Below are 11445 nucleotides of genomic sequence, written 5' to 3'. Positions count from 1 at the left end.
GTTCGGGCTGATGATCGCGGGCGCGCAGCCGCGCTGGGGCCTGTTGCTCTTCGGGTTCGGGTACGTGGCCTTCTGGATGTCCGCCGTGGTCTACAACGTCGCGCAGGTCTCGTATCGCCAATCGATCTGCCCGCCGGAACTGCTCGGCAGGATGAACGCCTCGGTGCGCTGGATCGTGTGGGGCACGTTGCCGATCGGGGCGCTGTTCGGCGGGCTGCTCGGCACCGCGATCGGCCTGCGCCCCACGCTGTTCGTCGCCGCGATCGGCGGCTGGGCGGCCGCGCTTTTCGTCTTCTTCTCACCGCTGCGCCGCATGCGCGACGTGCCGACCGCCGCGGCGTAGATCCACTCAAATCCGTTGTAGCTCCACGGCTCTCTCTTCATACCTGAATATGAAGGGCCGTCAGATTTAAACCCGTTTACTACCGGATTGCCGGGAAACGCGTGAGGCCTCAGCAACGGCACAGGAGGCCGCACGATGAAAGCTGGAACCAGGGTCGCGGCGGGGGTGGCGGCCGGCTATTTCATGGGGCGCACGAAGAAGATGAGGCTCGCCCTCATGGTCGCAGCGGCGGGGATGACGGGCGGTCTGGCCAAGTCGCCGGGCGAGCTGGCGCGGCGCGCGGTCGATGGACTCGGCGCGTCCGGGCCGATCGAGGACCTGGTCGGCAGCGTGCGCGGAGAACTCACGTCCGCGGCCAAAAACGCGGCCACAGCGGCTGCCAGTCGCCGGATCGACGCGTTGACCGAGCGGCTTTCCGGCAGCTCGAGCGCCGACAAGAACGGCGCCGATCAAGAGCGACCGGACGAGTCAGACGAGTCGGAGGAGCCGGACGAGTCGGAGCACTCGGACGAGCACGAAGACGAGGAAGAGCAGGAGCGGGAGCCGGACCGGGCCCGAGGGCGAAAGCGGCGAGCCGCGGAACCGGAAAAGGCCAAGCGCGGGCGCGACGAAGGCCGCGGGCAGAAGCACGACGACGATGACGGTGAGTCGGACGAAGAGTCGGATCACGATCAAGAGGACGAAGACGAGCCCGAGGAGTACCGGCCGGTAACCCGCCGCCGGCCCGAGCCCGCGCAACGGCGCAGCAGCGCCGCCGCGGAACGCCGTCGCGCTGAGCCGGCGCAATCGCGTCGGTCCGAACCTGCGAAACGGCGCACCGGCGCCGCGGAGGCTCGCACCGAGAAGCCGCGTACCGCTACCGCCCGCCGAACGACCCGCTCGAGCACCGCGACGAGCGGCACGGCCGAGCGCCGCACCCGGAGGTGACGGTCGTGGCAACCAAGGCAGTTGAAGGAACGGCGAAGCGGGCAACCGACGTAGCGCAGCCCGCAGACCACTTGCGCGAGTCGGTACAGCACTTGGTCGACGCCCTCGCCCAGCGCGCGGTTTCCAACCTCACCGACAAGGTCGGCAGCACGGTCGGAAAGCTCGGCGACGTCACCAGTGGCTCAAACGGCGGGAACGCCATCGCATCGGTCGGCGCGAAGGCGCTGAAGGCCGCGCCGTCCGCCGCGCTCAGCGCAGGCGTGGAGGGCACCAAGAGCAAGCTCAAAGAGGCAGGCAGCGGCGTGCTCGAGGCGCTGACCTCAGGTGGCAAGTCCTCCGGCAAGTCCGGCAAGGGCGGCCACGCGAAGATCACCAACATCGTGGAGTCGATCGAGGTGGGCGCCCCGATCGACGTCGTCTACGACCAGTTCACCCGGTTCGGCGACTTCCCGTCCTTCATGAAGAAGGTGGAGAGCGTCGAGCAGCTCTCCGAGGAGAAGCTCAGCTGGAAGGCGCAGATCTTCTGGTCGCACCGCAGCTGGCAGGCCACGATCCGCGAGCAGGTGCCCGACGAGCGGATCGTGTGGCGGTCCAAGGGCGAGAAGGGGTACGTGGACGGCGCGGTGACCTTCCACGAACTCGCGCCCGATCTCACCAAGGTCATCGTGGTGCTCGAATATCACCCCCAGGGGCTCTTCGAGCGGACCGGGAACATGTGGCGGGCTCAGGGACGCAGGGTGCGCCTGGAACTCAAGCACTTCCAGCGGCACGTGATGACCAACACCTTGCTGCACCCGGATGACGTCGAGGGCTGGCGTGGCGAGATCCGTGACGGCAAGGTCGTCTCCCGGCCCGGCGACGATGAGGACGAGCAGTACGAAGACCAGGACGAATACCGAGACGAAGAAGACGAAGACGAGGGCGAAGACGACGAAGAGTACGACGAGCAGGACGAAGAGGAGGACGAGGAGGAGCGCTCATGACCGTGCAATCTGCGGGCGGCGGCCTCGACCGGCCGAATGCCAGCAGCCTGGCCGACGTGATCGACACGATCCTCGACAAGGGTCTAGTCATCGACGCCTATGTGCGGGTGTCGCTGGTGGGCATCGAACTGCTGACGATCGACGCACGCGTGGTGATCGCGAGCGTCGACACCTATCTGCGGTTCGCTGAGGCCGTCAACCGCCTCGACTTGACCGAGGGGCAGCAGCACGGCCTGCCGGACCTGCTCGACGACATCAACGAGGGTGGCGCGAAATCGCGCACGGCCGGCGCGCTTGAGGCCGCCGGCGAGAAGCTGACCGGACTGCTGTCCGGCGGCGAGTCCGAGAACGGCCGCGACCGCGACCGCGAACGCGCCGAGCGGGATCGGAGGCGATGAGCATGGCTGCCGAGACTTCCGTCAAGCAGGCCGAGAGCGGGCAGCGCACGGCGATATACGTCTACGGCATCGCGCCGGCGGACGTTGAGACCACGGATCAAGCGCAAGGCGTCGGCGAACCTCCGGCCCGGGTCGAGGTGATCGCGCACGACGACGTCGCGGCGTTGGTCAGCGAGATCCCGGTGGACCGCGGGCTCGGGACGCCGGCTGATTTCTCCGCGCACGCGCGGCTGCTCGACGCCACGGCCGCGGCGATGCCCGTCTTGCCGCTGCGCTTCGGCGCCGTGCTGGCCGACCGGCAGGCGGTCACCGACGAGCTACTGGCCCCGAACCACGACGAGTTCGCGCAGGCGCTGCGGCTGCTGGAAGGCCGCGAGGAGTACATCGTCAAGGGTCGCTACGAGGAAAGCGCGATCCTTCGCGAACTGCTTAACGAGAACGCCGACGCCGAGCGGTTGCGACAGGCGATCGCGGGCGCGCCCGAGGACGCCACCCGCAACGAGCGGATCCAGCTCGGCGAAATCCTGACCCGGGCGATCTCGGCCAAGCGCGAACAGGACACCGCATCGCTGGTCGAGGCGCTGCGGCCGTTGGAGCTCGACACGGCGCTGCGTGAGGCGACGCACGAACGCGACGCGGTGTACGTGGCCTACCTCGTTGACACGGACAAGCGCGACGCGTTCCAACAAGCGGTTGACGACTGGGCCGAGCAGCAGCGCGGCCGCATCGACCTGAACGTGCTCGGTCCGGTGGCGGCCTACGACTTCGTCGCCGGCCGCGGCCCCGAGGGATAGCCATGGGTTTGCTGTCCTGGACGGTCGGCCTCCCGCTGGCGCCCATGCGCGGGCTGATCAGCGTAGGCCGGCTGATCCAGCATCAGGTCGACTCCGAAACGCGTGATCCCGCTGCGGTACGCCACCGACTCGAAGCACTCGATGAAGCGGAGCGGCAGGGACAGATCGACCCCGAGGAAGCGGCCCGCCTGGAGGCGTCGGTCACGCAGGCGATGGTGCAGCCGCGTCCCCCGGAGGCGGTGACGCGAGAGCCGAAGGAGAGTGAGCGGTGATGGCGGAACGCAGCGCGCAGACCGAGGACATCGGAGCCAAAGAGGCTGCCGTCGCGGCGCTGAAGATCATCGCGTCGATGGTCGGCAAGGAGACCATCGGGGTCACCTCCGTGGAGCCCATCGACGACGGCTGGCTGATCGGAATCGAGGTACTGGAACAGGCCAGGCTCCCCCGCACCTCGGACGTGCTCGGCTTGTACGAGGTCGAGATCGATCTGGACGGTGCAGTGATCTCCTACCGGCGCGAGCGCCGCTATCTGCGCGCCGCGACCGGCGACGATGACCGGAGGGCGGCGCCGTGACGCTGGCCCCCGATCCCTTCGGCTCCGGGCTCGGCGGCGGGCAGGCGCAGTCCGCCGACCGAGCCACCAATCTGGGCGACATCCTGGAACGAGTCCTCGACAAGGGGCTGGTGATCGCCGGCGACATCCGGGTGAACCTGCTCGACATCGAGTTGCTCACGATCAAGCTGCGTCTGGTGATCGCGTCGCTGGAGACCGCCAAGGAGGTGGGGATCGACTGGTGGGAGCACGATCCCTGGCTGCGTGGCGATGCGGAGCGGCGCGAGTTGGCGCAGAAGGAGCGCGGGCGCCGGGAGTTGACGGCGGCGGAGCAGACGCAGGAGCAGGGGCAGCGGGCGCACGAGGAGGCCGAGGAGGAGCCCGAACCGCGGCGGGCGCGGCGAGGCAAGAACTCATGACTGGCAGTCAGACCGTATGGCTATACGCGGTAACCCGAGGAGACGCGGACAGCTCGCCACCGGCGGTGCGCGGCGTCGCCGGTGAGGATGTGCGCGTCCTGACCGAGGGACCGCTGACGGCCGTCGTCGGCAGCGTCGATGCCCGACGATTCGGTCCGGATGTGCTCGCGGGACACTTGGAGAATTTGGACTGGCTCGCCACAGCGGCCCGGGCCCACGACGCGGTCGTCGCGGCGGCGGCCGCCCGAGGGCCTGTCGTCCCGGTACGCCTGGCAACGTTGTTCAGCAGCGACGACGGGGTGCGGGAGTTGTTGCGCGGCAGGCGTGGGGACTTCCAGAGCGCGCTAGCGGCCGTGACCGGCCGGGCGGAGTGGGGAGTCAAGGCGTACGTGGACCCCGACTCGTTGGCTGACTCGCTCAGCGCGCCAGACGCCGCGACCGTACCGACCGGACAGTCCGGCGCAGGCAGCGCGTACCTGATGCGACGGCGAGCCAAGTTGGCAGCCAGGCAATCCGCACAGAGCGCGGCCGGCGAATGGGCGCAGCAGATCCACGCCAGGCTGCGTCCACTGTGCGCGGCGAGCCGGCTGCATCCCGCGCAGGACCCGCGGCTCACGGGTCGGCGGGATTGGATGATCCTTAATGCCGCGTACCTCGTCGATCAGGACCGTACCGAGCCGTTCCACGCCCTCGTCCGGCAGCTCACCGAGTGGCAGGCGGGGTTGGATGTGGAGCTCACCGGTCCGTGGCCGCCGTACTCGTTCGCGGTTCCGGAAGGGGCTCAACCGGGGGAGCGTCATGGCTGATGGTCCGCTCGCGGCGCGCCCGGTCTCCTTGGTGGACCTGCTCGACCGGGTCTTGGCCGGCGGGGTCGTGGTCGCCGGCGAGGTGACGCTGTGCGTGGCCGACATCGAGCTGGTCCAGATCTCGTTGCGGCTGCTGCTCTCGTCGGTCAGCGCGCTGACGGCCGGCTCGCCCGCCGCGGCCGCACGAACCGACCCGGAGGTGCAGTGATGGACATGCGCGCACGCATCGACGCTGATCCGGAGGGCGTCGAGCGATCGCTGGTGGCGCTGGTACTGACCCTGGTCGAGGCGCTGCGGCAGCTCATGGAACGCCAGGCGGTGCGCCGTCTGGACGCGGGCGATCTCACCGACGAGCAGATCGAACGCATCGGCAGCACGCTCATGGCCCTCGAAGATCGCATGACGCAGCTGCGCGACCACTTCGGGCTGACCGCGGACGACCTCAATCTCGACCTCGGCCCGCTGGGAACGCTCCTGCCTGAAGCGTGAAGCCTGACTCCTGAGCTCTGATCCCCGACTCTTCGCGGCCGCCGCGTCCACATCGCGGACCCGGTTGTCCACCCGGCCGAAAGCGTGGCAGACTCGCTCACCATGTGGACCCGGCAGGTGATTATTTGCCGCGGCGCATCTGCACAGGGTTGACCGATCTGGTTGATCGACAACCCGCAGCCGATGCGCAGACCTCTCGCGACCGCGAGGGGTCTTTTGTTTTGATCAAGCACAGGGCTGATTAGGCACCATGTTTGATCAGGCACAGTGCTTGATGTCGGAGTGTCGGACGCAGCGCCGCACGCAGTGTTTTTGGCCGTAGGAGTCAGGGAGCGACATGACGAGCGACGCCTTCCACGTCTATGACACGACGCTGCGCGACGGCATGCAGCAGGAGGGCCTGAGCCCGTCCGTCGCCGACAAGCTCGCGATCGCCCGGCACCTCGACGGGCTCGGAGTCGGATTCATCGAGGGCGGTTGGCCAGGGGCGAACCCCAAGGACACCGCATTCTTCAGGCGCGCTCAAACAGAGCTGGACCTGAAGCACGCGCAACTCGCCGCGTTCGGCATGACCCGCCGATCCGGTGTGAAGGCCGCCGACGACCCCCTGGTGGCCGCCTTGCGCGAATCCGGCGCGCCGATCGTGACCCTGGTCGCGAAGGCGCATCCCCGGCACGTCGAACTCGCGCTCAAGACGGACCTGCGCGAGAACTTGGCGATGTGGCGGGACACCGTGGCGCACCTCGTCGGCGAAGGCCGGCGGGTCTTCGTCGACGCGGAGCACTTCTTCGACGGTTACCTGCTCGACCGCGCCTACGCCCTCGAATGCGTACGTACCGCAGTCGAGGCCGGGGCGAGCCTGGTAGCCCTCTGCGACACCAACGGCGGCATGCTGCCGAACCAGGTCGGCGACGCCGTGGCCGACGTGATCGCCACCACCTCGGCGCGCGTCGGCATCCACTGCCATGACGACTCCGGCTGCGCCGTAGCCAACTCACTTGCCGCGATCGACGCCGGAGCGACGCACGTACAGGGCGCCGCCAACGGCTACGGCGAACGCACCGGCAATGCGAACCTGTTCACCGTGGTCGCGAACCTCCAGCTGAAGAAGGGCCGCAAGGTCGTCCCGGATGACGCGCTGGCCGAGATGACCCGCATCGCACACGCGATCTCCGAGGTGACCAACGTCGCGCCGTACAGCAAGCAGCCTTACGTCGGCTTCTCTGCCTTCGCGCACAAGGCAGGCCTGCACGCCTCCGCGCTTAAGGCCGACCCCGACCTGTACCAGCACATTGATCCGGCGGTGGTCGGCAACGACATGCGTGTACTGATCTCCGAGATGGCCGGCCGATCGAACATCGAACTGAAGGGCCGTCAGCTCGGCTACGACTTCTCCGACGACCGTGACGCCGTCGCTCGCATCACCGACCGCGTCAAGGAACTCGAATCCTCCGGCCACTCCTTCGAAGCCGCGGACGCCTCCTTCGAACTGCTGCTGCGCTCGGAACTTGACGGCGCGGCGGCCACCGAGTTCTTCACCGTCGAATCCTGGCGGGTGATCGTGGAGGAGACGGCCGACGGGCGGCACGTGAGCGAGGCGACCGTCAAGGTACATGCCAAGGGCGAGCGGATCATTGCCACGGGAGAAGGCAACGGACCGGTTAACGCGCTCGACACCGCGCTTAGGCAGGCCCTCGGGCAGCTTTACCCGGAGCTGGCGCGGCTGGAGCTGATCGACTACAAGGTACGCATCCTCGAAGGCGACCACGGCACGTCGTCACGCACCCGCGTGCTGATCGAGACCAGCAACGGCGAAGAGAGCTGGTCCACGATCGGCGTTGAGGAGAACATCGTCGCCGCGTCCTGGACCGCGATCGTCGACGCCGTCACCTACGGTCTGCTGCGCGCGCGAAAGTAACCCCGCCGCGCGCAGCCGACCGCTCGAAGTTATCCACAGCCCCCGTAATATCCGTCCGGCTCCGTGCCCGCCGCCAGGTAGGCTCAGACCCGTGCGTATCGCGAGATTCTCCCTGCCCGACACCGCGGCCGACGCCGGCGCGGTGCGCTTCGGGCTGGTCGACGGCGAGCTGGATCGGCCGCAGGCGCTGGTGATCGCCGAGCTGGCCGGACACCCGTTCACCCCCGACCCGCAGCCGACCGGACGGGCCTGGCCGCTGGACGAGGTGCGGCTGCTGGCCCCGGTGCTGCCCAGCAAGATCGCGGCGATCGGCCGCAACTACGCCGACCACGCCAAGGAGTTCGGCCACGAGGTGCCCGAGGTGCCCATCACCTTCCTCAAGCCCTCCACCAGCGTCATCGGCCCGAACGAGACCATCGCGTACCCGGAGATCTCCAAAGAGGTCCACTTCGAGGCCGAACTCGCGGTCGTGATCGGCCGGCTGTGCCGCCAGGTTCCCCGCGAACGCGTCAAAGATGTAGTGCTCGGCTACACCTGCGCCAACGACGTAACCGCCCGCGACCTGCAACGGGCCGAAGGGCAGTGGGGGAGGGCGAAGGGCTTCGACACCTTCTGCCCGCTCGGCCCGTGGATCGAAACCGAGGTCGACCCGGCCGACCTCGCGCTGACCTGCACGGTCAACGACGAGCTCAAGCAGGCCGGCCGCACCTCGCAGATGATCCGCGACGTGGCCGACCTGGTCGCGCACGTGAGCGAGGCGATGACGCTGCTGCCCGGGGACGTGATCCTCACCGGCACGCCCGCAGGCGTCGGCCCGCTCCAGATCGGCGACACCGTCTCCGTCACCATTGAGCACATCGGCACCCTGACCAACCGCGTAGTCAGCCGCGACTGATCCAGAGCGATAGAGAGAATTGGCGTGACTAGCAGCACCGACCCAGCCGCGACAGCCACCGACGCCGCCGCCAGTATCGTCCGCGTCCGCTTCCCCCCGTCCCCCACCGGCGACCCCCATGTCGGCATGGTGCGCTCGGCCCTGTTCAACTATGCCTTCGCGCGCCACTACGGCGGCGCGTTCGTGTTCCGCATCGAAGACACCGACGCGGCCCGCAACACCGAGGCGTCCTACCGCGCGCTGCTCGACACGCTGCGCTGGATGGGCCTGGAGTGGGATGAGGGTCCCGAGATCGGCGGAGCGTACGGCCCATACCGCCAGTCCGAGCGCACCGAGATCTACGCCGACATCGCCACGCGGTTGAAGGATGCCGGCTACGCGTACGACTGCTACTGCACCGCAGCTGAGCTTGAGGCCGGTCGCGAGCGCGCTAAAGCCGAGAAGCGCACTCCCGGATACGAGGGCACCTGCCGCAATCTGACGGCCGAGCAGGTCGCGCGGCACCAGGCCGAAGGCCGCACCAGCGTGCTGCGTTTCCGAATGCCCGACAAGCCGCTGAGCTGGAACGATCTGGTCCGCGGCGAGATCACCTTCGCGCCGGAGAACGTGTTCGACTACGTGCTCGTCCGGGCCGACGGCTCACCCCTCTACACTCTCGTCAACCCAGTCGACGACGCCCTCATGCGCATCACCCACGTCCTGCGCGGCGAAGACCTGCTTTCCTCCACCCCGCGGCAACTCCCACTCCACGAAGCGCTCATCGACCTGGGCGTCGCCGAGCGGGTCCCCGAGTTCGGCCACCTGCCTTATGTGATGGGGGAGGGCAACAAGAAGCTGTCCAAGCGCGACCCGGAGGCGTCGTTCAGCTACTACCTCAAGCAGGGCTTCCTGCCCGAGGGGCTGCTCAACTACCTCGCCTTGCTCGGCTGGTCCATGGGTGACGACCAGGAGCTGTTCAGCAAGCAGGAACTGGTCGGCGCATTCGACGGCACCCGCATCTCGGTCAACCCCGCGCGCTTCGACCTGAAGAAGTGCGAGGCGATCAACGCCGTACACCTGCGCCGCCTCGAGCCCGAGGACCTAGCCAAGCGGATCCTGCCCTTCCTCGCCGACGCCGGGTTGTTGTCCGGCGCCGCTCCCGAAGGCCATCTCGCGACCGATGCCGAATGGCACACGCTCCTCGCCACCATCCCCCTGATCCAGGAGCGGATGGTCGTACTATCTGACGCCCTCGGCATGATCGGCTTCCTCTTCACACCTGAGGAAAGCTTCGCCATCGAGCCCGACGACGCCGCCAAGTTCCTCACACCCGAGGCCAAGCCCGTCCTCGAGGCCGCCAATGAAGCATTGAGCAGCCTCACGGACTGGACCACCGCTGCCATCGACGAAGCCCTGCGCGCCGCGCTCATCGAAGGCCTCGGCCTCAAGCCCAAGGTCGCGTTCACCGCGATCCGGGTCGCAGTCACCGGCCGTCGCGTATCGCCGCCGCTGTTCGAATCCATCGAACTGCTCGGGCGCGACCGTACCCTCGCCCGATTGCGCTCCGCCGCTCAGACCATCGCCTGACGGTCTGATAACCGTGTCGCGCAACGCCCCCTCCGTCTCCGCGGTCCTGTTCGACCTCGATCGCACCCTGATCGACCTGGAACGGGCCACCCGCCTCGGGATCGACACGCACCTGGCCACCCTCGGCCACGCGGCCGATCCCGGGGCGTACCCGGAGTGGAAGCGGCTCGAGCGCATCCACGTCCAGCGCTATCTCGACGGCGTCGCCACCGTCGAGAGCCAGCGCCGTGACCGCGTGCGTGAAATGACCGGCCTGCCGTACACCGACGACGAAGCCGACGCCTGGTTCGCGGGTTACCGAACGCATATGGAGGCCGAACTTCGCCTCTTCGACGACGCGCGCGCAGCGCTCGATCACCTCGAATCGGCGCTCGGCGTCCCGGTCGGCATCGTGACCAACATGCACACCGATTATCAGATAGCCAAGATGACGGCGGTCGGCCTGACCATCGACCGCTTCGCCTGCTTCCTGGGCCTCGACCAGTTGCCTGCGCCGAAGCCGCACGCCGACGCCTTCCGTCACGCCTGCACCACCCTCGGCCTGAAACCCGGCCCCGACGTGGTCTTCGTCGGCGACGAACCGCACATCGACGCCTTCGGCGCCCATCAAGCGGGCCTGCGCGGCGTCTGGCTCGACCGCCCCGACGCACTCGCCCCCACCGATCCCGCCCCACCGGCCTGGGTCGAGCGCATCACCGGCCTCGCCGAACTGCCGGCCCTTCTCGCCAGCCCCGCGCCCGTGCCGCCGTCGACCGCCGCGCCCGCAGCACCCGCCGCCAGCACCTCTACGCGCTGATCCACCCCTGCTCTTACCGAGTTGGGTGATCCCGCCCCTCTCGGGTACAGTAATCCACGCGACGCAGCCGAGCGCAGCATGCACGCGGCCGCAACGCTTGCCAAGCAGTATCAATGGGGTATGGGGTAATTGGCAGCCCAGCAGATTCTGGTTCTGTTAGTCTAGGTTCGAGTCCTGGTACCCCAGCAGAATTCTCAGCGCGAATGCCTCCGCATTCGCGCTAATTCTTTTCCCCTCCTCCCCATCCGCCCCACCACTCCTCCCCTCTGCCCCTTATCCTCCCAGCCCCCTCCTCGCCAACAACGGCTCAATCCGCGGATCACGCCCCCGAAACGCCCGAAACGCGTCCATCGGATCAACACTGTTCCCGCGAGACAACAACTCCCGCCGGAACGTATCCCCATTGGCCCGCTTCATCCCGCCGTTCTCCTTGTACCACTCGACGGTATCGGCGTCCAGGACCTCGCTCCAGATATACGAGTAGTAGCCCGCGGCGTATCCGAACTGCCAGGCGTGCGCGTGATAGGTCGTCCGATAGCGCGGCGGAATCTCGGGAAA

At 68.0% G+C, this 11445-nt stretch carries 15 protein-coding genes, 1 tRNA gene and 1 pseudogene; 16 read left to right on the top strand and 1 reads right to left on the bottom strand.

Features of this window, described 5'->3' with window-relative positions; genetic code table 11:
• From VN779_RS00710 to VN779_RS00635, 16 genes and pseudogenes are all read left to right on the top strand, one after another.
• Window positions 1-343: pseudogene (locus VN779_RS00710) on the top strand (MFS transporter); the annotation flags it as partial.
• A 135-nt stretch (window positions 344-478) separates the two neighbouring features.
• Complete coding sequence (locus VN779_RS00705) at window positions 479-1270, top strand: hypothetical protein (protein ID WP_325719089.1); 792 nt, start codon at window positions 479-481, stop codon at window positions 1268-1270.
• A gap of 5 nt (window positions 1271-1275) precedes the next feature.
• On the top strand, window positions 1276-2253 hold the full coding sequence (locus tag VN779_RS00700; protein WP_325719087.1) for an SRPBCC family protein: 978 nt from the start codon (window positions 1276-1278) through the stop codon (window positions 2251-2253).
• A complete protein-coding gene (gene gvpJ / locus VN779_RS00695; RefSeq protein WP_325719085.1) occupies window positions 2250-2651 on the top strand; it encodes a gas vesicle protein GvpJ in 402 nt (133 codons plus the stop codon). The genes VN779_RS00700 and gvpJ overlap by 4 nt, the downstream gene beginning before the upstream one ends.
• Window positions 2648-3445, top strand: coding sequence for a GvpL/GvpF family gas vesicle protein (locus VN779_RS00690; protein ID WP_414639540.1), 798 nt, complete (start codon window positions 2648-2650; stop codon window positions 3443-3445). Before gvpJ ends, VN779_RS00690 begins: the two co-directional genes overlap by 4 nt.
• A 2-nt stretch (window positions 3446-3447) precedes the next feature.
• Window positions 3448-3717: a gas vesicle protein GvpG gene (locus VN779_RS00685; protein ID WP_325719082.1), complete on the top strand. Its 270-nt coding sequence runs from the start codon at window positions 3448-3450 to the stop codon at window positions 3715-3717.
• Window positions 3717-4019 carry a gas vesicle protein GvpO gene (gvpO, locus tag VN779_RS00680; RefSeq protein ID WP_325719081.1) on the top strand — a complete coding sequence of 101 codons (303 nt, stop codon included), beginning with the start codon at window positions 3717-3719 and terminating at the stop codon, window positions 4017-4019. The genes VN779_RS00685 and gvpO overlap by 1 nt, the downstream gene beginning before the upstream one ends.
• Window positions 4016-4417, top strand: coding sequence for a gas vesicle protein (locus VN779_RS00675; RefSeq protein ID WP_325719079.1), 402 nt, complete (start codon window positions 4016-4018; stop codon window positions 4415-4417). Before gvpO ends, VN779_RS00675 begins: the two co-directional genes overlap by 4 nt.
• Complete coding sequence (locus VN779_RS00670; RefSeq protein WP_325719077.1) at window positions 4414-5223, top strand: GvpL/GvpF family gas vesicle protein; 810 nt, start codon at window positions 4414-4416, stop codon at window positions 5221-5223. The genes VN779_RS00675 and VN779_RS00670 overlap by 4 nt, the downstream gene beginning before the upstream one ends.
• On the top strand, window positions 5216-5431 hold the full coding sequence (locus VN779_RS00665) for a gas vesicle protein (RefSeq protein WP_325719075.1): 216 nt from the start codon (window positions 5216-5218) through the stop codon (window positions 5429-5431). The genes VN779_RS00670 and VN779_RS00665 overlap by 8 nt, the downstream gene beginning before the upstream one ends.
• Window positions 5431-5712: a gas vesicle protein K gene (locus VN779_RS00660; RefSeq protein ID WP_325719074.1), complete on the top strand. Its 282-nt coding sequence runs from the start codon at window positions 5431-5433 to the stop codon at window positions 5710-5712. The genes VN779_RS00665 and VN779_RS00660 overlap by 1 nt, the downstream gene beginning before the upstream one ends.
• Before the next feature lie 337 nt (window positions 5713-6049).
• Window positions 6050-7630, top strand: coding sequence for a citramalate synthase (gene cimA / locus VN779_RS00655; RefSeq protein ID WP_325719072.1), 1581 nt, complete (start codon window positions 6050-6052; stop codon window positions 7628-7630).
• A gap of 91 nt (window positions 7631-7721) precedes the next feature.
• Entirely contained in the window at window positions 7722-8525 is an 804-nt protein-coding gene (locus VN779_RS00650) for a fumarylacetoacetate hydrolase family protein (RefSeq protein ID WP_325719070.1), read from the top strand.
• A 24-nt stretch (window positions 8526-8549) separates the two neighbouring features.
• On the top strand, window positions 8550-10091 hold the full coding sequence (gene gltX / locus VN779_RS00645) for a glutamate--tRNA ligase (RefSeq protein WP_325719068.1): 1542 nt from the start codon (window positions 8550-8552) through the stop codon (window positions 10089-10091).
• 13 nt (window positions 10092-10104) lie between these two features.
• Window positions 10105-10887 carry an HAD family hydrolase gene (locus VN779_RS00640; protein ID WP_325719066.1) on the top strand — a complete coding sequence of 261 codons (783 nt, stop codon included), beginning with the start codon at window positions 10105-10107 and terminating at the stop codon, window positions 10885-10887.
• Between the two features lie 114 nt (window positions 10888-11001).
• Window positions 11002-11073, top strand: a tRNA-Gln gene (locus VN779_RS00635).
• 87 nt (window positions 11074-11160) lie between these two features.
• On the opposite strand, the gene VN779_RS00630 is transcribed toward VN779_RS00635, so the two are convergent.
• Window positions 11161-11445 (bottom strand): M3 family metallopeptidase (locus VN779_RS00630; protein ID WP_325719064.1); only part of this gene is annotated, 285 nt, incomplete at its 5' end.

Origin of the sequence: Actinocrinis sp., assembly GCF_035605935.1 — a bacterium.
In the GTDB taxonomy this organism is placed as follows: Bacteria; Actinomycetota; Actinomycetes; order Streptomycetales; family Catenulisporaceae; genus Actinocrinis.
This window is presented reverse-complemented; position numbering and strand designations above follow the sequence as displayed.

Coding starts and splice junctions, on each gene's coding strand:
- VN779_RS00705 (WP_325719089.1), top strand. CDS start 479: ATGAAAGCTGGAACCAGGGTCGCGGCGGGGGTGGCGGCCGGCTATTTC.
- gvpJ (WP_325719085.1), top strand. CDS start 2,250: ATGACCGTGCAATCTGCGGGCGGCGGCCTCGACCGGCCGAATGCCAGC.
- VN779_RS00690 (WP_414639540.1), top strand. CDS start 2,648: ATGAGCATGGCTGCCGAGACTTCCGTCAAGCAGGCCGAGAGCGGGCAG.
- VN779_RS00685 (WP_325719082.1), top strand. CDS start 3,448: ATGGGTTTGCTGTCCTGGACGGTCGGCCTCCCGCTGGCGCCCATGCGC.
- gvpO (WP_325719081.1), top strand. CDS start 3,717: ATGGCGGAACGCAGCGCGCAGACCGAGGACATCGGAGCCAAAGAGGCT.
- VN779_RS00670 (WP_325719077.1), top strand. CDS start 4,414: ATGACTGGCAGTCAGACCGTATGGCTATACGCGGTAACCCGAGGAGAC.
- VN779_RS00665 (WP_325719075.1), top strand. CDS start 5,216: ATGGCTGATGGTCCGCTCGCGGCGCGCCCGGTCTCCTTGGTGGACCTG.
- VN779_RS00660 (WP_325719074.1), top strand. CDS start 5,431: ATGGACATGCGCGCACGCATCGACGCTGATCCGGAGGGCGTCGAGCGA.
- cimA (WP_325719072.1), top strand. CDS start 6,050: ATGACGAGCGACGCCTTCCACGTCTATGACACGACGCTGCGCGACGGC.